The organism is Kitasatospora sp. NPDC056138, from assembly GCF_042264695.1.
Lineage (GTDB): Bacteria > Actinomycetota > Actinomycetes > Streptomycetales > Streptomycetaceae > Kitasatospora.
Genome location: NZ_JBHJVK010000106.1, coordinates 1 through 20,458 on the forward strand (window position 1 = coordinate 1; position 20,458 = coordinate 20,458).

19 protein-coding genes and 2 pseudogenes are annotated in these 20,458 nt (G+C 70.1%); 11 read left to right on the top strand and 10 right to left on the bottom strand.

Going from position 1 to position 20,458, the window contains the following annotated elements:
- The 3 genes from ACFC1R_RS36280 to ACFC1R_RS36290 form a co-directional block, all read right to left on the bottom strand.
- A partial coding sequence (locus ACFC1R_RS36280; RefSeq protein ID WP_375946003.1) for an FAD-dependent monooxygenase occupies positions 1-148 on the bottom strand: 148 nt, incomplete at its 3' end.
- 106 nt (positions 149-254) lie between these two features.
- Complete coding sequence (locus ACFC1R_RS36285; protein ID WP_375945985.1) at positions 255-383, bottom strand: hypothetical protein; 129 nt, start codon at positions 381-383, stop codon at positions 255-257.
- Between the two features lie 325 nt (positions 384-708).
- Entirely contained in the window at positions 709-936 is a 228-nt protein-coding gene (locus tag ACFC1R_RS36290) for a hypothetical protein (RefSeq protein ID WP_375945986.1), read from the bottom strand.
- A gap of 231 nt (positions 937-1,167) precedes the next feature.
- Here ACFC1R_RS36290 and ACFC1R_RS36295 point away from each other — a divergent pair, with 231 nt between their 5' ends.
- Together ACFC1R_RS36295 and ACFC1R_RS36300 are read left to right on the top strand one after the other, a co-directional pair.
- The gene (locus tag ACFC1R_RS36295; protein WP_375945987.1) at positions 1,168-1,719 is read left to right on the top strand and encodes a hypothetical protein; all 552 of its coding nucleotides are present in this window, start codon (positions 1,168-1,170) and stop codon (positions 1,717-1,719) included.
- A 92-nt stretch (positions 1,720-1,811) separates the two neighbouring features.
- The gene (locus ACFC1R_RS36300; protein WP_375945988.1) at positions 1,812-2,459 is read left to right on the top strand and encodes an FMN-dependent NADH-azoreductase; all 648 of its coding nucleotides are present in this window, start codon (positions 1,812-1,814) and stop codon (positions 2,457-2,459) included.
- Between the two features lie 371 nt (positions 2,460-2,830).
- Here ACFC1R_RS36300 and ACFC1R_RS36305 read toward each other — a convergent pair whose 3' ends face one another.
- Positions 2,831-3,301, bottom strand: a complete 471-nt coding sequence (locus ACFC1R_RS36305) for a hypothetical protein (RefSeq protein WP_375945989.1) — start codon at positions 3,299-3,301, stop codon at positions 2,831-2,833.
- Positions 3,302-3,542: 241 nt separating this feature from the next.
- Here ACFC1R_RS36305 and ACFC1R_RS36310 point away from each other — a divergent pair, with 241 nt between their 5' ends.
- Entirely contained in the window at positions 3,543-4,907 is a 1,365-nt protein-coding gene (locus tag ACFC1R_RS36310) for a glutamate decarboxylase (RefSeq protein WP_375945990.1), read from the top strand.
- A 238-nt stretch (positions 4,908-5,145) separates the two neighbouring features.
- Here ACFC1R_RS36310 and ACFC1R_RS36315 read toward each other — a convergent pair whose 3' ends face one another.
- On the bottom strand, positions 5,146-5,544 hold the full coding sequence (locus ACFC1R_RS36315; RefSeq protein WP_375945991.1) for a hypothetical protein: 399 nt from the start codon (positions 5,542-5,544) through the stop codon (positions 5,146-5,148).
- Positions 5,545-5,919: 375 nt separating this feature from the next.
- Here ACFC1R_RS36315 and ACFC1R_RS36320 point away from each other — a divergent pair, with 375 nt between their 5' ends.
- On the top strand, positions 5,920-6,672 hold the full coding sequence (locus ACFC1R_RS36320) for a hypothetical protein (protein ID WP_375945992.1): 753 nt from the start codon (positions 5,920-5,922) through the stop codon (positions 6,670-6,672).
- 104 nt (positions 6,673-6,776) lie between these two features.
- Here the strand turns inward: ACFC1R_RS36320 and ACFC1R_RS36325 are convergent, their stop codons facing one another.
- The gene (locus ACFC1R_RS36325; protein WP_375945993.1) at positions 6,777-7,214 is read right to left on the bottom strand and encodes a hypothetical protein; all 438 of its coding nucleotides are present in this window, start codon (positions 7,212-7,214) and stop codon (positions 6,777-6,779) included.
- A 935-nt stretch (positions 7,215-8,149) separates the two neighbouring features.
- Positions 8,150-8,599, bottom strand: a complete 450-nt coding sequence (locus tag ACFC1R_RS36330) for a hypothetical protein (RefSeq protein WP_375945994.1) — start codon at positions 8,597-8,599, stop codon at positions 8,150-8,152.
- Between the two features lie 152 nt (positions 8,600-8,751).
- On the opposite strand from ACFC1R_RS36330, the gene ACFC1R_RS36335 reads away from it, so the two are divergent.
- From ACFC1R_RS36335 to ACFC1R_RS36350, 4 genes and pseudogenes are all read left to right on the top strand, one after another.
- Positions 8,752-8,973 (top strand): hypothetical protein, encoded by a 222-nt coding sequence (locus ACFC1R_RS36335; RefSeq protein WP_375945995.1) that lies wholly within the window; start codon positions 8,752-8,754, stop codon positions 8,971-8,973.
- Between the two features lie 119 nt (positions 8,974-9,092).
- Positions 9,093-9,375: pseudogene (locus ACFC1R_RS36340) on the top strand (SWIM zinc finger family protein); the annotation flags it as partial.
- Positions 9,372-11,954 (top strand): DUF6493 family protein, encoded by a 2,583-nt coding sequence (locus tag ACFC1R_RS36345; RefSeq protein WP_375945996.1) that lies wholly within the window; start codon positions 9,372-9,374, stop codon positions 11,952-11,954. The pseudogene ACFC1R_RS36340 and the gene ACFC1R_RS36345, both read left to right, overlap by 4 nt.
- Positions 11,955-13,258: 1,304 nt before the next feature.
- Positions 13,259-14,083, top strand: coding sequence for a glutamate racemase (locus ACFC1R_RS36350; RefSeq protein WP_375945997.1), 825 nt, complete (start codon positions 13,259-13,261; stop codon positions 14,081-14,083).
- Between the two features lie 63 nt (positions 14,084-14,146).
- Here the strand turns inward: ACFC1R_RS36350 and ACFC1R_RS36355 are convergent, their stop codons facing one another.
- Both ACFC1R_RS36355 and ACFC1R_RS36360 read right to left on the bottom strand, forming a co-directional pair.
- Entirely contained in the window at positions 14,147-14,371 is a 225-nt protein-coding gene (locus tag ACFC1R_RS36355; RefSeq protein WP_375945998.1) for a hypothetical protein, read from the bottom strand.
- Positions 14,372-14,643: 272 nt separating this feature from the next.
- The gene (locus tag ACFC1R_RS36360) at positions 14,644-15,474 is read right to left on the bottom strand and encodes a hypothetical protein (RefSeq protein ID WP_375945999.1); all 831 of its coding nucleotides are present in this window, start codon (positions 15,472-15,474) and stop codon (positions 14,644-14,646) included.
- 329 nt (positions 15,475-15,803) lie between these two features.
- On the opposite strand from ACFC1R_RS36360, the pseudogene ACFC1R_RS36365 reads away from it, so the two are divergent.
- The 3 genes and pseudogenes from ACFC1R_RS36365 to ACFC1R_RS36375 all read left to right on the top strand — a co-directional run.
- Positions 15,804-16,013: pseudogene (locus ACFC1R_RS36365) on the top strand (ArsR/SmtB family transcription factor); the annotation flags it as partial.
- A 151-nt stretch (positions 16,014-16,164) separates the two neighbouring features.
- Positions 16,165-16,704 (top strand): helicase associated domain-containing protein, encoded by a 540-nt coding sequence (locus ACFC1R_RS36370; RefSeq protein ID WP_375946000.1) that lies wholly within the window; start codon positions 16,165-16,167, stop codon positions 16,702-16,704.
- A 131-nt stretch (positions 16,705-16,835) separates the two neighbouring features.
- On the top strand, positions 16,836-19,652 hold the full coding sequence (locus tag ACFC1R_RS36375; protein WP_375946001.1) for a BTAD domain-containing putative transcriptional regulator: 2,817 nt from the start codon (positions 16,836-16,838) through the stop codon (positions 19,650-19,652).
- Between the two features lie 623 nt (positions 19,653-20,275).
- Here the strand turns inward: ACFC1R_RS36375 and ACFC1R_RS36380 are convergent.
- A partial coding sequence (locus ACFC1R_RS36380; RefSeq protein ID WP_375946002.1) for a hypothetical protein occupies positions 20,276-20,458 on the bottom strand: 183 nt, incomplete at its 5' end.

Sequence of the window (20,458 nt, forward strand, 5' to 3'; positions counted from 1 at the left end):
GGGGTAGGACGCCGATGGCCTTGGCATAGGGCTCCGGGGCGGCCAGCCGGTCGACGATGCGGCAGTCCACGCCGTGCCGCCGTAACTCGGCCGCCACCGTCAGGCCCACCGGGCCCGCGCCCGCCACGAGTACGTCGACAGCGGTCATGATCAGACTCCCTCGTCGTCCGGAATTGGCTCCCGAGCCAGTGTGCTTCACCAGGTTGCGCCGACCCGACAGAGTTGAGGTTCCCCCGCCGTGCGGTAGCTGCCGATCAGCTAGTCAGGACGGGTTTACGGGGTTTCAGGTTCACTGATTCGGCCGTGGCCGGGTTGGCGTAGTACTTCTCCTCGAACTCGATGGGGCTGATGGTCTGCACGTAGCTGACCTGGGGGTTCGTCACACGTGCCCCCATCGATCGGCGGTACGTGTCAGTAGTTGTGGACACGCGGCCCACACGCCCACACCACCACCCGTCCGGCATGATCGAGCAGGCAGCCCGCCACGCGCCCGCCCCAGAGTCCAACGCCCCGGACCCCGCCGACGTCCACGCCACGGATGAGAGGCCACTGGCAGATCCACCCCGCGAAACCCTGGACCCAGCACCACCCGGGAGCAGCCACAGAGACCCCAGAAATCGAGCAGAAATCGAACGCGCCCGGTCGCACCTGCTCCCGACAGGGTGGCAACGGAATGACGAACGGCCAGTGGCACTCTCGTACAGACCATCAGGGCCTGGCGGGCCGGGCCATGGTGGAGCGGTCGACCTCGACCATGAGCACCGGTACCCCGATCTCCGGGGCCTGCCACACCCCGTCCGGGCGCACCTCGCGCTTCCCGCCGGGCAGCGGGAACTCGGTCTCGGTTGACCAGGAGCGCACGGTGCCGACGCCGCCCGCGGCCCCAGGCGCGGTGCCGCCGAGGACGAAGGCGAGCACGGTCTCGTTGACCGCCATCGCGCGCGGCGCGCCTGAGCACCGAAGCGGCAGCGTCCGGCCCGGACGCGCCTGGAGGCGGCCGGGCCGGCAGCTCGCCAACGTGCGCAGCATCACTTGACGCTTCAAGTTACCGCCCGTACGGTGGTTCGTGTTGGTTGAAGTTTCAACGTAGCTCTTCGGCCGACGGGGACTCCCCCTCCGGCCTGCGCCGAACGCAGCCAGGCTTCCAGTCACCACGAAGGAAGAACGATGAACCGCAAGACCATGCGACGGGCCGCCACCGCGACGACCTCCCTCCTCCTCGCCGGCGCAGCCGCCCTCGGCGTCTCCGGCCAGGCCATGGCCGCCACCGTTCCCGCATCGCCCGCCGCCTCCCACGCGTCGGTATCACCCGTGGCGGCGGATGCCGGCCTGCGAATCGCGTCGCTGCCCGTGCACCAGGTCGGCGCCGACCACCGCCCACACGAGTTCACCGTCCGCTACGCCGGCGACACCCGCCTCGCCCAGGCCGTGCAGATCCTCGTCCTGTCCCCCGAGCACGGCCCCTACCTCCAGGCCGACGACATCCGCCTGGAGTGGTTCGACACCGCGACCCGGCACTGGGAGCGGGTGGACCTGGACTCGCAGACCGGCACCCTCTACACCCACATCCCGCTCACCGGCCGCATCCTCGCCGACGGCGGCAACACGGCCATCCGCTACCGGATCACCCTCCGGCATGATCTGCCCACCGCACCGCAGCACCTGACCGTGCAGCCGCGCAGCATCCTCTACACCACCCCGCAGACCAACCAGGCGTAACCGCGCAGGCAGCACCCCGTACACACTCCCACCACACCCGCGCCGCGAAGCGCAGGCCGACACACGTTTCCCCAACACCCCTGGAGCTCCCCATGGCCACCCTGCTGCACCTCGACTCTTCCGCCCTGCCCTACGGCTCCGCCTCGCGCGACGTCACGGCCACTTTCCGCAAGGCGTGGGAGGAGCAGCATCCCGAGGGCACGGTCGTCTACCGCGACCTTGCGGCCGAGCCGCTGCCGCACATCTCCGCTGCTGGCATCACGGCTGCCTTCACCGACCCGGCCGACCACACGGACGAGCAGAAGGCCGCTTCCGCCCTGCGCGCCGAGTTGGCCGCGGAGCTGGAGAACGCGGACGCGGTGCTCATCGGCGCCCCCATGTACAACTTCACCATCCCCTCCAGCCTCAAGGCGTGGCTGGACCAGGTGATCATCATGGGCCGTACCGGCGGTGAGAACTCCTCCGTGGCGGGCAAGCCCGTCACCGTCGTCGCCAGCCGCGGCGGCTCCTACGCGCCCGGCACCCCGCGCGAGGACTTCGAGTTCGCGGCCAGCTACCTGGAGAAGGTGCTGACCGGCCTGCTCGGCCTCAAGGTCGACGTCATCACGCCCGAGCTGACCCTGGCCCGTTCCGTCCCGGCGATGGCCGACCTGATCGACATGTCGGACGCCTCCCGCGCCCAGGCCCACGAGGAGGCCGCCGCCAAAGCCAAGGCCCTCGCCGCCAGCCTCTCCGCCTGATCAACACCCCCGGGCAGACACGACGCAGACCGAGCCCGACCCGCGCCACCACCACTGACGTCGTTGCGGGGCCGGAGCCGCCCAGGGCGCCGATCGTTCCGTCACCGCCTCGGCCGCGACTGACTCCACCCCACCATGCCGCCGACCGCCACGTCGCAGCGCGAGGACGAGGGGACAGCAGGGCGGTCCCATCCGGGAAAGCGAGTGGTGGTAACGCTGCTCCGTAGCCCAGTTCGGTGCCGTGGACAGCAGTTGTTCAGTACTGCGGGAGGCACCCGGCGTGCGGCGTGTTCGATGTTCACGAGGAGCAACAGCACCCGCGCTCGCCGATGAGCGGGTTGCCGCACAGGCGTGGGGCCGGCACCCATGAGCTACTGGATGCTCCAGCGGTGCGGATGGTCGGGATCGGTGGGGCAGGCGAAGACGTTGAGCTCGCCGAATCGGCCTACGGTGACTTCGGTAGGGGTGGCGGACCGATGGGTGGGAAGGTCTCGGTCCTCCAGCGGCTTCCAGCTGCCGCTGCCGCCGTCCCACTCCGAGCTGTCGATGGTCAGCAAGAGGCGCATCGGTGTCCTGCAGGTCTGACAGTCCATGGGGTACGGGTCGGTGGCGTGCCAGGAGGCGAAGCCGCCGACGCGCCAGCCGGGCGGGATGGACAGGTCGTACTGGTAGCCGACCGGCTCGGCCGCGTTCTCGTCCGCCGACTGCTCGGCCTCCTCTTCCTGCGCTTCGTCCCAGGCGTCGAGCCGGGCGCACAGCTCCTCGGGCAGGAGACCGGCGAACGGGTAGGTGGCCACCTGCTCCGGGTGCAGGGCACAGGGCTCCGGTACGCCCGTCTTCACGCGGCCAGCTGGCCGGTCCCGGCGATCATCGGCGCCGGGGCAGTGCGCAGCCAGGCAGACGACAGGACCGGTTGGCCGAGCGGCGGGTTTAGGCACGTGCCGTCGGAAGGGTGCCGCCCACGCGCTCTCGCGCACCGGCTGACCCAGCCCGCGGCACGACAGTACGCTGTTTTGGTGAAACCCAAGCCCGACCCGAGGTCCTGAGATTGGCCCCCGCTTGGGAAACGGTTGAATCGTCGGCATGACCAAGAGAGACGTCGCGACCCTGTTCGGAAACCGTTTCCTGACCGAACCTGCTCCCTCGGAGACCTTCCCCGAGGAGGGCATGACCGCGACGGACGCCATGAGGCTGGTGGATGAGGACCTCGTCATGGAGGGCGACCCGCAGCGCAACCTCGCCACGTTCGTCACCACATGGATGGAACCGGAGGCGCAACGGATCATCGCCGAGAACCTCCACCGCAACTTCATCGACCACGCGGAGTACCCCATCTCCGCCGAGATCGAGCGGCGCTGCGTGCGCATGCTCGCCGACCTCTTCCACGCACCGGGAAAGACCACCGGATGTCGGACCCAGGGCTCGTCCGAGGCGATCATGCTCGGGGCGCTGTCGCTGAAGTGGAAGTGGCGGGAGCGCCGCCAGGCGGCCAACCTGTCGGTCGACCGGCCCAACCTGGTCTTCGGCGGCGACGTCCACGTCGTGTGGGAGAAGTTCTGCCGCTACTTCGACGTCGAGCCGCGGATCGTGCCGCTTGCCGAGGACAAGTACACGATCGGCCCGGAGGACGTGGAGCCCCACATCGACGAGAACACGATCGGTGTAGTCGCCGTCGTCGGCACCACGTTCACCGGCCAGAAGGACGACGTCGTCGGGATCGACAAGCTCCTGCGGGACATCCGCAAGGAGCGGGACCTCGACATCCCAATCCACGTCGACGGCGCCAGCGGCGGCTTCGTGTGGCCTTTCCTCTATCCGGACTCGAAATGGGACTTCCGGCTCGAGCAGGTCCGCTCGATCAACGTATCGGGGCACAAGTACGGCCTGGTCTACCCCGGCATCGGCTGGCTGGTCTTCCGCGAGGAGTCCGACCTGGCCAAGGACCTCGTGTTCTACGAGAACTACTTGGGCAAAACCGACGCGACGTTCACGCTGAACTTCTCGACCGGCGCGTCGCATGTGCTCGCGCAGTACTACAACTTCGTGCGACTCGGTCGTCAGGGCTACGCCTACGTCCTGGAGACGATGCAGAAGAACGCCCACGCGTTGGCGGACAACCTGCGTAGCAGCGGCCGCTTCGAAGTGATCGGCAGCGACCTCGAGCAGCTGCCGCTGGTCGCTTTCCGCCTCGCCGGTAAGCACTCGTACGACGAGTCCGACATCGCCTGGCAGCTCTCGGCCGAGCGCGGCTGGATGGTGCCGGCGTACACGCTCCCGCCCAACGCGGAGCGGGTGAAGATCCTGCGTGCCCTGGTCAAGGAGACCCTGAGCCGCGAGCAGATCGAGCGTCTGACCCGGGACATCGCCGATGCGTGCGACACCTTGGACCAAAAGGGTGCGACCACCGAGGTCGAGCGGGCCCAGATCAAGCGCGGCAGCGGCTACTAACCTCGCGCCAGGGAGCGCCTACGCGCCCCTCGAGACGTTCCTTGCCCTCAGCCTCGACCAGGTCCGCGAGAAGATCGCCTACCTGGACCAGCAAGCCGCCATCCACGGCCCCCGGCCTTGAGGTGATGCCGGACCGGCTGCTGGAGCACAGCATGGGTGCAGCACGACGGGCTCGCGGGCAACCAGGGCAGAGGGGCAGACAGAGGGGGTTGTCGGAATTTCCGGCACAGGGTCTGCATCAGCTCCCGGTGGGCCTGGCGGGCCTTCTCCTCGCGGGCGTGCTGGCGCCGGTCGTAGGCGGCACGGTGTCCGGGTTGTCCAGGGCATCAACCAGGGGATGCCGTCCGGCGCGGCCGAAGCGCCGCCACACCGGGCCGAGCGGCCCGTGCTCCGCCAGCAGCTCCAGCGTGGTGGCGACGACGGGCACCGAGTCGTCGTAGACCCGCCAGCCGTCCCCGTCATTGTCGTGCCGCGTGACGGTCCACCAGCTGCCGCCCCAGACCTCGGCCGACAGGTCGGCCACCGCCTCCTGCCGGTTCGCCAGCGCGACCGGCCCCGCGTCGGTGACGACCAGGACGACCGGCGGGTAGCCGGCACGGGTGTGGCCAGGCCAGGTCCGGCGCCACCAGTGCGTCACCCGGTCCGCCGGTTCCTCGTCGGCGAGGGCCGGGCCGTTGTCGCGGTCCCTTGACGCGGAACAGCTCGCGGTAGGCGGTGAACTTCGCGGTCAACCGCTCGATGGCCATGGTGGAGCAGTCGACGTCGACCAGGAGCACCGGCCCGACACACTAACCGGGGCGCACCGGGGGCCGACCAGGACAGCGGCCCGGGGCAGGGCGCAGCGGGACGGCCTGGCGGCCGACCAGGACGACCGCCACCCGTCAGCCGCGAGCCGGCAGGACGTCGCGCGGGCGGCCAGGGCGGCCGGACCCGGCCGGCGCCGGACACCGATGCAACACGGGCCACCGGACGGGCTCCAGATGGCCTCTGCGTAGGTCGATAAGCTGACGGAATGACAGGAGTGCTGGAGTTCCGCGCGCTGCTGGCGCGCCTGATGGGGCACCGAACGCTCGACGCCTCGGTGCTCTCGACGGCGGTCGGCACCGGCCCGGAGGAGCTGCAGGCCGTGCTCGACGGGCAGCCGCCGACCGAAGGGCTGCTCAGGAGCCTCGGTCCGGTGCTCAGCCTGTACGCCGCCGGCCTTTTCGTCCTGGCCGGGCAGCCGGTACCCGACGACCTGACACCGGTCACCCGCAATCCACACTGGTCGGTCAGCCCCGTCGTCTACAACACGATGGTCATGCCTGCCGAGAACCGGCGCCCGCTGCTGGACGCGATCCGGGCACAGCCCCTTGTATCGCGGGAGGGACGGGGCGGGCTTGACCGGCCGTACCACCGGTACGAGCCGGGCTTCGGCGCGGTGCTCCTGGAGCTCACGCACAGCCGGAACCTCACCTGGACGTGCACGGCCAAGGCCCTGTACGCGGTGACCGGCGGGCGGATCTACCTGGCTGCGTCCACCATCGGCGGGATCGGCCGTGGCACCGTCGAAGTGACCCCCGAGCTGGTGGCCGGCTTCGCGGGCCTGCTCGGCATTCCCGCCCGCGCTCTGGCGGCGGCCGGCGGCATCCGCCTGCCAGACGACCTGCCACCCCTCCACCCACGGGCCGCAGACGTGGCCGCCGTCATCTGGGAAGCCCGACGCCTCACCACCGCCCAGCTCGCGGAAGTCCACTCCACCTCCCACCACCTCGCCGGCCGCTGACCCACTTCCCCACCAGGACTGCGGGAACCACGAGGCCGGCCACGACCGCGAACAGCCACCGGCGCAGCACCGGCGTGCCCGTCGAACGTTGATCGGCCGCGTTGCTACAAGGGCGTGTAGGTCTGGTACGTGCCCTGCAGGGATGAGTTGGCCGCACCGGCCACATCGGACCGGGGACCGGCTGCGCATTCGTGGAGAAACCTCGTGACCCGGGAACCCTGCCAACCCGCTGCGGCAGCCGCGGCCCAGAACCGGAGACCGTCGTGGGGGTCCAGAGGCTCAAGAAGGTCCAGGACGTGGTCGATCGTGGCCGTGTCCAGGCACAGCCGCTGCATCGCCACGGCACGCAACGCGCCGTCGGCGAGCATCGGGGTACCGCTGTCCAGGCACCAGAGCAGGGAACCGGCTATGGCCTCGGGAGCGCTCAGCCGGACGATCGCGTCACCGAGCGCGGTGTACACCATGGTCGCCTCGAACGGGCGCCGGGCAAGGTCCCGGAGCAAGCCCAGCGCGGGACGGTAGCCGCACATCCCCAGCGCCATGACCATGTGGTACTGGGTCTCCCACGTACGGGAGTCACGAACCTCCCGCTGAAGGGCCTCCAGTAGCGGCGGACCCGCTGAGGGGTCGGCAAGCCCGCGCAGCCGCGTTGCGGCGGAACGCCGCTTCGGCGACAACCGGTGACCGAGCTGATCCACGGCCTCATCCAACGTCAACGCCATGACAGTCCCTGTCTGCTCGGCTTCGTTCCGGGCGCAGCGTAGGACCTCGCACCGACACAGCCTGCCGGACGGGGTGGGAAAGGACCTCTCGGGTTGATGAGCCGACTGGGCACAGCACGCACAACCTCGCGTGATCAGCCCTCGCCGACCCAGGTCAACCGCAGCAGCACCAGTTCGACCACCCCGGGCGGCCGCACTGGCCAGGGGAACTGCACGACTCTGTCACCATGACACGTCACAGGATGTCAGCGGAAATCCGCGCCAGAGTGACACCATCTACTCCCCCGCCAACGCTCCCCCAGCCCAGGCCGTCATCAGACATCAGTGACACCACCTGACCACCAGGTGACAACGAACTGCAGATTCGCAACACCGCCGAGGCGGCCTTCTTCCACCTGACTCTGTTCACGAGAACGGGCAGCACTTGGTCATCACTTCGGGAGGCACCGGGCGCTGAGGCGGGATTCGAAATGTTCACGAGGTTCGACAGCGGATGACGGACCTCAGCGCTCAGGACAGGTGTCTGCACGGCCCTCCCGGTCTTGTGGGATCTGCCGGTGCGGCGGAACGTTCTGACACACTGCGAAACCCCCGAACGGCCCGGAGCGGCCGCAGGCCTTCGCGGCGGCCTGCTCGCCGACGTCGATGACGGCCTGCTGCGCTAACGACAAATGGCCTTGCACCCCGGGAATCGGGGTGCAAGGCCATTGTGGGCGCCCAGGAGCGTTTAGCTCCGGTTGCTGCCCGGCTCCGGTTCACATGGCGATCGGGTTGGGCTGGGTGACGCAGCCGGATCCGAAGACGACCCGTCCTCTGGTGGTGATGTTGGTGCCAGGGAGGGGGGCGCTCCCACCGATCGCGCTGACTGAGTTGGCGCAGTACTCCTGCAACAGGGTTGGTCCGGTGTTGCGCAGGATGATCGGGCCATGGCCGGGGTAGTTGACTACGCCGTGCTCGGCGTCGGTCTGCTCGGGCGTTTCGCACACGACGCCGAGGCGTTTCGGAACTCCGGGCAGGCCCAGTGCCGCGGCTACGCGGTTGATTGCGTCGATGTTGGTGCCCAACGGCGGCTTGTCGAGGTTGAGCACCTGGGTGCAGCCCAGGGCTGGTGTGGGCGTATCCGCGGGGGCAGCGCTGGCGGTCGGGGCAAAGGCGAGGCTTGCGGCGAGGGCAAGCGGAACGGCCATTAAGGCAAACTTCTTCATTCGTCGATCGTCCTCGCGGGGCTTCACCCACCGCAGCCGTACGGCCCCGGACCACCCACACGGGTGACGCCATCACAAGATCACCACTGTTTGCGTCCTTACCGGCACATGCTGGCGGTGCCGTTCGTGCCCGCCGGAGCGGCATCGGCGCAGTGGAGACCGCCAAACAGGCCGCGGTTGCCGCGCTCGTCCCAAAGGACCTACGGGGCTCCGCGTTCGGCGCGCTGGCCACGGTCCAGTCGCTCGGCAACCTCGCCGCCTCCGTGATCGCCGGCGTGTTGTGGAGCGCCGTCTCCCCGACCACCACGTTCCTCTACCTCGACAGGTGGATGGTCCTCGCGCTGGCCAGGCTACTGGTCAGCATCCGCCGCTGAACCCGCCCCGGGGCCACCTGCGAGGTGCTGTCGCATCTCGTGAACATCGAACACGGCGCAGGTTGGGCGCCTCCCAAAGTGATGAACAGATGCTGTCCGTTCTCGTGAACAAAACCATCCACCGCCAGCTCCCCTACGACGCTGGCCGGGCGGAGTCCCGCAACCCGCGGCTGCGGGCCGCCCGCGCTCTGGTCGCCGTGGGGGCGGTCCGGCCACGGGCCGACGGCGGGGCGCTGGTGCACGTGGAGGATCATGTGCAGCGGGTCCGGCTCGCTGGGGTGCACCTGCCTCTGGTGGGCCAAGTACCGCGGCGGGCGCGGACCGTGCAAGCACGTGCTGGCGGTGGGCTTGGCGGCGGAGACCGCCGCCTCGAACGATGTGAAGGAGATGGCGGCGCGATGAGCCTGCTGGACTGTGTGGACGCTGGGGATGCCAACGGCGTCGTGGCTGCGCTGGCCGCACTGGGACCGGCGGAGCGCCGCGCCCTGCTGCCCGAACTCAAGCGCCGCCGCAAGAAGCTGTCCGTCGCCTGGTGGGAACACTCGGGAGGCCACAAGCTGGCCCTGCTGGTGGCGGGGCTGGGCTGCAACACGGCGCCCTCCGCCGCGTTCTCCTGGGCGAGCGGAGTCGGCTCCCCCGCCGGGATCGTGGTCTGGCAGAACGAGGCGGTCCTGGCCGTCGTCGACCAACAGAGTCCGGAATGGCAGTCGGAGGTGCTGCGTAGGATCGCCGAACGACGGCCCACCGCCTGGCTCGGCGACGAGTACCCGGCGATCGACCGCCTCGCCCGCGCCACGGGCCTGCCGGTGCCGGTCACGGACGGTGTGGTGCTGGCGTGGCAGCGCCACCACGTCCCGCCCTACGCGACCGAGGAGTACCGACGGGAGCTGCTGCTCCGGCTGGTCCAGGCGCCGTCGACCCCCTCGCTGCTCCTCGGGCTCTTCGGCGTCGTCGGCGCGGGCGACCAGCTGGGCGAGGCGTGGCGCGGCGCGGTCCTCGGGCTGATCGAGGCCGGCGTGGTCGAGCGCGACGAGATACTCGACCGCTGCCTGACCCGGCTGGCGCGCGGCGGACGGCCGGGCGACCAGCGCGGCTTCCAGCGGCTGCTGGAGGAGCTCGCGCCGACCCCGGAGGAGATCGCCGCACGGATCCGCGCCTACCTGCCGCTGCTGGACAGCCTGTCGCCGGTGGCCGCCCTCGGCCAGGCACAGCTCGCCGAGGCGGACGCCGCAGGCCTGCTGGAGCCGGAGCACCTGACCGAGGCCTCGGCCACGGTCTTCTTCCGCAGCGAGAAGAAGCTGCTGCGCGCCCAGCTCACCTGGCTGGACCGCTCCGGTCGGCGCTCCCCGGACTGGGCGGCGGCGGCCGTGCGCGGCGCGACCCTGGCCTTCGGGCAGAGCGACGCGGAACTGCAGGAGCGGGCGCTCAAGGTGGCGGCGCGTCACCTGAAGGTGGCGGGTCCTGCCCTGCTGCCCGAACTGCAGGCAGCGACCGAGCTGCTCGGTCCGGCCCAGGCCGCCAGTGCGGTGGCGCTCTTCGGCCTGGACGCCCCCGCCGCCTCGGATGCGGCAGCGCCCTACGAGGAGTTGCTGCCGCTGCTCCCCCAGTCGGTGCCGCTGGCCGAGCCGCTGGACGGTCCCGTCGGCGTGGCCGAGGAGCTGGCCGCCGTGCTGGCGGGCGACGACAGCGTCGCCGCCTTCGAGCGGACGCTGGCCGGCCTGGTCCGCGAGGCGTTCCGGGACAGGGAGGCGCTCCGGGCGGCGCTGAAGCCGGTACTGGGTGAGGAGGAGTGGGCCGAGACGCTCAGCGTCTGGTCTCCAGACCACACCTGGATCGCCCTCGCCGCGGCCGCGGCCGCAGGTCAGGTCACCGAGGCGCGGGCGCACGCCATGCTGCAGGGGCAGGGCCCGCTCCGGACAGAACATCAGGAGCGCCTCAGCGCCGTCCACGCCACCCGGATGCACGAGGCCGCCGCTCTCATCGTGCTCGGACGCACGCCTTTCCTGGTCGCCACGCCCAGCTACGCGGACGGCGGGCTGGAGGCGGCCGTGCTGGTGGAGCGCCTCGCCGCCCTGGAGGCGGCGGAGGGCGAGGTCGGCGCGGCTGACTTCAGCCAGGCGCTGCTCCGCGTCCTGCCGACGGACGATCCGGCGGTGCAGGCGGCAGCCGTGCAGCTCCGCTCGGCGGAGGGCCGACGGCTGGCCCAGTGGCTCGCCCAGGGCGGGCTGCCCGGCCAGCGCACCGAGCGGCTGCCGGCCGGGGCGGGGCCGCGTGCGTGCCCGCGCGTCACCCAGCCCGGGCTCGCGCCGGATCAGGAGCCCCTGCTCCACCCGGACATACGCCGGATGCTCAACCCAATGGTGGACGGGGAGGGGCGCCACATCCTCGCCTACGGCGACATCGCGACGCCCTACGCCCTCGCCGTGCTGCCATGCCACCGCGAGGAGCTGGCGGTCCGGCTCGGCAACGCGATCGTCGAAGCCGCCCAGTACGGCGCCAAGGGCGCGCAGCTGCTGCCGCAGCTGGTCGAGGCGGGCGGTCCGGCCGGCCCCGGGGTCCACCTGACGGTGGCGTGCGCGCTCGGCGCGGCGACGGCGGAGGACCGCACGGCCGTCGTGGACGCGCTGCTGCTGCTCGCCGCCCAAGACGCGCTCGACGCGGACCGCCTCGGCGCCGATCTCGCCGAGGCGGTCCGCTGCGGCATGGCCCCGCTGAACCGGGTGCCGCTCACCCTCCGTCAGGCCGCCGAGTCCGGCGCCTACAGGACGGTCTGGTCGGTCCTCCGCGCCGCCCTGCCGGGCCTGCTGGCCCCGGAGCCGATACGCGGCGTGCCGGAGCTGCTGGCCATCGCCGCCGACTGCGCCGCCCGCAGCGGCGCGACCGGTGCGCTGCCGTTGGTCGAGGCGCTTGCGGCCCGCCGCGGCTCCTCCCGCCTGCTGAAGGAGGCCCGGGCACTGCACGCCGTGCTGACAGCGGGCTGAGAAGCGGCTCACCCCGGCAACGCGGAGACCGCCGTCCCCTGCGCGGCGAGAGCGCCCTCGCCCTCCGGCGCGACCGGATACCCACCGAGGTCGGCCGAGGCGCGGCAAGGCGGCAGAATGCGTTGTGGTCCGTTCCCGGCAGCTCCAATGCCGGGAACGGGCCATGTGCTCTTCCCCCGGTCGGGCCCTACGGTTCCATGCCGTCGGCCGTGTCGTGCAGGTGGTAGACGGCGCAGGGCAAGCCTGGCCGTACCAGTACGGGCTGGTCAGCGCAGTGGGTGCGTCCGGGACGACCGCCAGCTGGTCCGCGGCCTGCATCCACGCCGTGGCCACCAGCACCCGCATCCGGTCGAACTCGGCGACCAGGGCGGCCGACTCTTCGGCAGGCGGCAGCTCGGCCCGCAGCCACCAGCGGCGCTGGCGGTCCTTCCCGCGGCTGCTGGTGGTCCTGGTCGGCACGGCGGCGGCCGGGGTGCGCTCGGCGGTGGCGGACCTGTGGCTGGCCGCCGAGGAGAACCCGGCCGTCGCCGAGATGCTCACCGCCGTCCCGGCCGGCACCAGCCGGATCGAGGACCTGGTCCAGCGCGGCCCGGCCGCCCCGGTCTGGCACCCACTCAACAGCCGGGGTGGACGGGCGTGCGGGTGGACCGAGCTGTGGGCGGCGAGCCGGAGCCGCAGGGTGGCCTGCCGCCGGCCGTCCCGGCCGCCCTCCTTCCCGCTCCTCCTCCCGGCCGGTGGCGCCGCGCAGCGGGGCCACCGGGCCACCGCGCAGCGGACAACCCGTCACGCCATTGGCGCGCAGCATCAGGTTGCCGGGATCTCGTCTCCGCTCCTGCTCTGCGCGCCGACTCTCCTACTCCTCCTCTCTTTCGACGCTCCGGTGCTCGGACTTCACCCGGCACCGCCGAGATGCCCAGGGAGAAGTAGTCGGCGCCCGACGACCTATGGACAAACGGGCTCTGAGCTGCTGAAACGCCGCTTCCGGCGGCACCGCACGCAACCCCGAGTAGCAACCTCAAGTAGCAAGCCCTAGTAGCAAGCCCGAGTAGCAACCGCCAGAAGCAATCTCAGAGGCAACTCGCACCGGGCCGGCTGCGGCCTTGTGCCGGGATGTGACTTTGCTTCGTAGTTGGCCACCTTGCAGGCCAGCCGGCCAATCTTTCCCGGCTTGTTGGCCAGTCTGATGAGCCGTGACACGTTAGTTGGAACCTGGTCACGCGAGTTGGAACCAGGGAGCGGGTGCCGCATCAGGCAGCGTTCATCGCGATCTTGCAGGCCGAGATCCGACTGGTACGTTGACCCCTATGACGGTGGCATTGATCGACTCAGGATTTGGCCTTCTCCCTACCGCCGGCTGGCTTCGGCACCTCGCCCCGGAACTCGATCTGCTTCTGCTTCTGGATCCCGAGGGCGCCCCTTGGGGTCCGAAGACCGCCTCCTTCGTCGCGGACCGTCTACTCACTGCCGCCCACCTGGCCACACAGCGCGGCGCGGAGGCCATCGTGGTCCCCTGCAATACCGCCACCGTCACCGCGATTGACGCCCTGCGCGAGACGTTCGAGCCTCGCATTCCCGTGATCGGCACCGTCCCCGCCGTGAAGCCGGCCGCAGCAGCCAGTCAGAACCTCGCCGTGTGGGCGACCGTCCGTACCACCGCAAGTGACTACCAGGAGCGTCTGATCGCGGACTTCGCGAACGGCACTCCAGTCGCGCGGGTCGCGTGTCCCGGCCTGGCCGAAGCGATCGACCACGGTGACATGGCTGCCGCAGCGGAGGCGATCGCCGACGCGGCCGAGCGAACCCCGCGAAATTGCGACGCCGTGGTGCTGGGATGCACGCACTACCCCCTGGTGGCTCCACAGATTCTGCAGAGCCTGCCCGCCGGAACCATCCTGTACGACAGCGCGGAAGCAGTCGCCCACCAAGTACTGCGACGATTGAACCGCACCAGGGAAGCAGACAGCGTCCTGGGCTCCATCGACGTGGTACTCAGCGGTCGCCCCGGCCACCTCCCAGCCGGCGCGCACGCCTATCCGGTGGGCCGTGCCCTGGCCGCCGCAGCGCGAGTACCTCGCGAAGCTCTCATCTCCGCCACCACCCGAGCCTCGGTGACTGCTCCGGTTATCTGAGCGCCCCCTCCCTGTCCGTAACACGCCTATCTGCGCGAGCTCCTAGGCCCGGTTGGCCGCGGGTCAGAAGCGGGTGAGCCCTCCGTGGCCTTCGATGATCTCGGTGATGTTGTCTCCGATTCCAGCACGTCGACGGCGGGTGAGGAGGACGACTTGGAGCGGGATCGAAGTGCCATGTGCCCGGCGGAGGTTGTAGCTGACCCTTCGGTTGACGTATCGGGCCTCGTCGGCCAGGGGTCCGAGCACCGCCGACGCGCTGGTGGCTTTGTTCACGAGAACCGACAGCACCTGTACACGAGTTTGGGCAGCACTCGAAGCTCGGCAGAAATCGAACAGTTCATGGCTTCGGGCAGCGCGGGCCCCTGCCGAGAGCTTGGGTTCTCGTGAACAAAGCCACTGTGGGGTGGCCGGTCCGGCCGCCCGTGGTGGTCCAGGTCAAGGGGGGTTGCTCGTGTGGTGTTCCAGCAGGGCGAAAGGTGTTCGTGAATGGTGCGGGGTTCGCCGTTTGTGCAGCGCCGTGTGAGCGGGTCGTGGAAGGGGCTGGTGTTGGGCGTAGGTCGTTAGAGAGCAGTGTCTTCTGCCGTGCGGGTTTGCTCGTCGTTGCCGAGTAGTTGGTAACCGACCAGGACCATCAGTAGGGCGAGCAGGGCACCGGAGGTGATGGTGGTTCCCACCCCGAGTCCGCCTTGCGCGATGGGCTTCTCCACCGCGTTCTCCGCGACCGCCCCGAGTGGGCGGGTCAGCACGTAGGCCGCCCAGAACAGCACGGTGCCCGAGACCGGGGTCAGATAGTGTGCGGCGAGGATCAGCAGCATCGCCCCGGAGAGCAGCAGAGCGCTGTCGCGGAAGCCGAGTCCCAGACCGTTCGACAGGAAGTCGCCGCTGGAGGTGCCCAGCGTGTTGGACACCAGTGTCGCGGTCCAGTACAGGATCTCGCCTTGGGTGGTGTCGATCCGTTCCACGTCCATGGTCTGTCCGGTCAACCGCCACCCGATGAGCACGGCAACCAGGAGGCTGGTCAGCACGGTCGCGCCGCCGGCGTAGCCCAGGCCGGCGGTGCGGTTCATGAAGTCGGACATTGCGGTGCCCGCGATGCTGGTGGTCAGGATCACCGACCAGAACACCACCGGCTGGAACCGGTCGATCTTCAGCTGCACCGTCAGGACGAGCCCGAACGCCACCAGGAAGATGATCGCGGCAGTGGCGTAGCCGAGGTTCAGCGGTGCCATCGACACGAAGTTCGATACCGACTCACCCAGGGTGGTCGCCACGATCTTGATCGCCCAGAACAACGCGCCGACCATCGGCAACTTACTCACAGCAGCCCTGCTCACGGCAGTTCCCATCCGCATCACCCACGAGGCCGATCGTTGGATCGCTGACAGCACCACCGGCGGTCCTGGGCCGGCGTGCTTCCAGGTCCTTGTGTCGTGCCTGGCCACTGGTATATGCCGGTTTGTCACGGAACACGTGACTCGACGGCTCGGCAATCGGGTGCTTTGGGGTCTGCGGTCGGCGTCGAGGGGTGGCTGGACGAGGTGATGACGCGTACCTGCGGCGACTGAGTTCGTTGACGCAGAACCCACTCGACTCGGTCCGGTGACGATGGACAATTCGGGAGGCATCGGGCGCGGGGAGGTGAATCGAAATGTTCACGGGTTTCGACAGCACCGTGGGCACGCCAGGAGGCTCCCGTTGGGACTGTCATCGCCATATGGCGATGACAGCTACCGATGTGGTTTCCGGCAGGGGCGGCCTTCAGCCCGCTGCTGCCCTTTTCCGCTCACTCGGTGATCCGGCCCGGCTGGCGATCGTGCGGAGGCTCTCGGTCGGCGAGGCTCGCGTGGTGGACCTGGTCGACCAGCTCGGCCTTGCCCAGTCGACGGTCTCCAAGCACCTCGCCTGCCTGCGCGAGTGCGGCCTGGTCGACTCCCGACCCGTCGGCCGGGCGTCGATGTTCACCCTCACCCAGCCCGCGCTGATCGACCTGCTCCACGCGGCCGAGACCCTGCTGGCCGCCACCGGCGGCGCAGGTGCCGGCTGGCGAGCAGGGGGCTCTGGACCCGGGGCGGCGGCGGCAGTTGGAAGAGATCGACCCGTGGTGGTGCCCCGCCTGGCCGATCGTCTGGCAGCGCGCCTACAGCGTGGCCCGGCAGTGGTGGCTGGAGTCCGACGGCCAGGTCGACTGGCCCGCCCTGCCCTTGGAGACCGTGTTCGAGGGTGAGCAGCTCGGCCGGTGGGTGCTCGCGCAGCGCGCCGGCTTGCCCGGTCTGGAGGAGGACCAGAAGGACCTCCTGGCCGCAATCGGCATCGAGGAGGACCCCGAGTTGGTGGCCGCCAAGGCCGCGGCCGAGGCGAAGCCGACGGTGTCCCGGGGCGACCGCTTCGCTCAGGGCGTGGCCGCGCTGGCGGCGTTCGTCGAGCAGCACGGCCACCCGCGGGTTCCGCGCCCGCACAAGCAGCCGCTGGAGAGCGCGGAGGCCGGGCCTGATGGGGAGGACCGGGTCGTGGTGCAGCACGTGGCGCTCGGCGCGTGGCTCAACAACCAGAAGGCTCGCCGGGCAAAGTTGACGCCGGGCCAGCTGGCGCAGCTCGCCGAGTACGGGGTGGAGTGGGCATGAGTACGAGGGTGTTGATCACGGAGCACTGGTTCCGTGAGGGGCCGGTGCAGCCGGACGGGTACTGGATCCGACTTGTATGATCGTCCTTGTGCGATAGGTCCGGTTTCTGCCGGGCATCGTCTGGGGGGCTTGTGGGGATTCGTTTCGGTGTGCTCGGGCCGCTGCAGGTGGAGATCGACGGGCGGCCGGTCGAGGTCGGCGGCCAGAAGGTGCGCCTGCTGCTAGCCGTTCTGATCGCGGCGGGTGGTCAGGCGGTGTCGACGGACCATCTTCTGGAACTGCTGTGGGACGGCTCACCACCGCGCACCGCCACTGCGTCGCTCCACAACTTCGCCAACCGCCTCAGGACTGCGCTCGTTCCCTGCGGCGATCGTCTGCGCTCGACCGGCGGGGGCTATCTGCTGTCCCTGCAGCACGACGAGGAGCTCGACGCTTCGATCTTCACCGCCGGGGCCGACCGGACGCGCGCGGCTATGGACTGCCAGGACTGGCCTGCCGTCACGGCCGAGGCGCAGGCCGCGCTCGCGCTCTGGCGCGGTCATCCGTTCACTGGGCTGCCCGCGTTGGCGGAGTCTCCCGAAGCCGCCCGGTTCAGCGAAACCAGGCTGCTTCTGCTGGAGTGGGCTTTCACGGCCGGGCTGGGGGCGGGGCGTCATCGTGAGCTGGTCGTCGACCTGACGGCGCTTGCCTCCGAGCATCCGCTCCGCGAGGCGTTCCATGCCCAGCTCATGCTGGCGCTGCACGGCAGCGGCCGCACCGCGGACGCCCTGGAGGTGCACCGGGAGCTGAGGGAGAAACTGGCCGAAGAACTGGGAGTGGACCCCGGCCCGCTCGTGCAGGAAGCCCACCAGATCGTCCTTTCCCCGGCGGTGCCGCCCGCAGGTCCAGAGCGGGCGAGCCGGTCGGCGGTCCCCTCTCAGCTGCCCAGGCCCGTCGGCGGATTCATCGGCCGGCAACACGAACTCGCGCTGCTGAACGCCGCTTTGACGGCACCGCACGGTGCCGGTCGCCAGGGCGGCCACGTTCCTCCGTTGACCGTGGTCATCTCCGGCATGGGCGGCGTCGGAAAGACCGCCCTGGCCGTCCAGGCGGCCGACACCCTGCGGGCCCACTACCCGGACGGGCAGCTCTACGCCGACCTCAACGGTTTCGCCACCGTGCAGGCTCGCAAGCCGCAGGAACTGCTGGCGCGGTTCCTCGTCGACCTCGGCATACCCGGCCCGGACCTCCCGGAGCACGCCGACGACCGGGCCGCCCTGTTCCGGGCCACACTCGCCGAGCGTAGGGTACTGCTGCTCCTCGACAACGCCGCCGACAGCGCCCAGGTCGTGCCACTGATCCCCGGGACCGGCAACTCGGCCGTGATCGTGACCAGCCGCCGTGCCCTGGCCGGCCACCTCGACGGCACCCACATCGTGCTGGAGCCGCTCGGACCGGAGGGACAGGACCTGCTGGCCGCGGTCTGCGGCCAGAGCCGGGTCGCCGCGGAACCACAGGCGACCGAACGCATCCTCGCCGCATGCGGGGGCCTGCCCCTGGCCCTACGTCTGGCAGCCGCCCGCATCGCCAACCGCCCCAACTGGCCCCTGCGCGTCCTCGCCGACCGGCTGACCGACCCTCCCAGCCGACTGGAACTGCTGTCCGCGACCGACACCTCGGTGCGCACCGTCTTCGCGATGAGCTATCAGGCTCTTCTGGACAGCGGACGACGAGCGGAGGCAGATGCCGCCCGCGCGTTCCACCGTCTGGGCCTGTGGTCGGGGCACCCGTTGTCCCTCGAAGCCTCCGCGGCGTTGCTCGGCGCGCCGCTCGGCGCCACCGCGGACATGCTCGACGTCCTGGTCGACGCCCATATCCTGCAGTCACCGGCGGAGAACACCTACCGCCTCCACGACCTCATGGCTGGATACGCGGCCGAACTCGCCCGCACCCAGGAGACGGCAGAAGCCAACGCCGCCGCCCTCGGGCGTCTCCTCTCCTGGTACGCCGCCGCCGTCCATCACGCCGACTCGCTTTGCTGGCCGTACGAGAGCAAGCGCTGGGCCGATCTGCCCTCCATCTCCGCCCCGCTGCCCAAGTTCGCCTCGGCCGAACACGCCTTGACCTGGCTTCGCCACGAAATGCCCGCCATCCGGGAAGCTGTCCGGCGGGCCGACGACTGCAGCCTGCCTCACCTCGCCTTCGCGATCGCCACCATGCTGCACGGCTACGGGAACAGCTTTTGGTGGGACGGCCAGTGGGAAGCCGTCGCCACCGACACGCTCGGCATTGCCAGAGCCCATGGGAAGCGCAAGGTCGAGGCGGACCTGCACAATCTGCTGGCCGCCAGTCACGGCCAAGCCGGCCGGTACGACGACTGCCTGACCCATCTGAAAGCCGCAGAGGAACTCCATGCCGCCGAAGGAAACCTGCGCGGTCTTGCTGCAACGCTTGGCAACACAGCGCTGCTTCTCGACGAACTCGGGCGCCTCGATGAAGCCTTCGACGCAGCCGAGCGCTCGGCCGAGCTGCATCGACAGGTCGAGGGCCGCGACAACATGGTGTCGCTCCATGGCCTGGCCGGCCTGCATCTGAAATCCGGAAACGCCCTCGCCGCCGAACCGATCTACCGCCGGGTGCTGGAAGAATTCCGGCGCGACCGCCTCCCCGGGCCGATCGCCGCTACCCTTATCAACCTCGGCGACACCCTCCGGCACCTCGGGCAGCAGCAGGATGCCCTCGCCGCGCTCAGCGAGGCGGTCACCATCACCGAGACCCTCGGAGATCACTCCGCCACAGCGGACGCCCTCGAGACGACCGCCCGAGCCCACGCCCACTTCGGGAACCTGGCAGCGGCCAGAGACTGCTGGACCCGCGCCCTGACACTCGCCCGCCAGGCCGGCTCCACACGGGTGATCACCGACAGTCTCAAGGGACTGGAGTCACTCACCGCCTCCCCTGCGCCCTGACCCGACCACGCCGGATCGCACAGCGGGGACAGGGAGCTGCCTCTGGTGCCGGTGACCGTGCTCCGGCCGCCATGGCCAGGACCGAGGGCGCGCTCGCCGGGCAGGGCTTCGTCGACGCGGTCAACGCGGTGCCCGCCTGGCCGCCGTCAAGGTCCGCGACGGCCAGCTCTCGGACATCGCCGCCCCGCTGTACCGCAAGCAGCCCCCACGAGTCTCCGGCCAGCCGAACCTCGTCGCGGTCTGAACCGGTAGAGGCAGGCGAAGCCAGTGGACCGGCGGTGCTCGTCCCAAGCCGCCCGGCGAGAAGCCGCTGGGGGTCCACCAGGCCTGACCTGAGCCAGGTGCTGCGGAGGCCGACCTGCTCCGCACCGTGGCGACGGGCTTCAGTGCCAGAGCTGAAATGTCCCGTCATCCCAGTCTGAAGGACGTCTATCTTTCAGACTGGAAAGATAGACGTCCTTGTTCCAGGCGCTCTCGATGGCCCGGGTCCTGGTCGTGTCCCCGATGGTGATGACTGAACTCGACCACCTGCTGACCCGCCGGGCGGGGGAGGCCGAGGCCGTCAACGCCATCACGCGGCGAACTCGGCCTTTCCGGCAACTGGAGCGCGGGCTTCGGGACCGTCAGCTCCAGGCCTGGTTCTTGCCACCGTTCCCGTACATGACGTACACGTCACCCTCCTTGTTACTGTCCAGGTATGCCTGGGTCTGGCGGTTCTTGAGCCGGAAGTGGCTGCCGTCCCAGTCCTCGTACCACTGCTCGTACCAGTTGGCCGGGCTGGAGCAGGGCTCCGTGTAGACACGGCC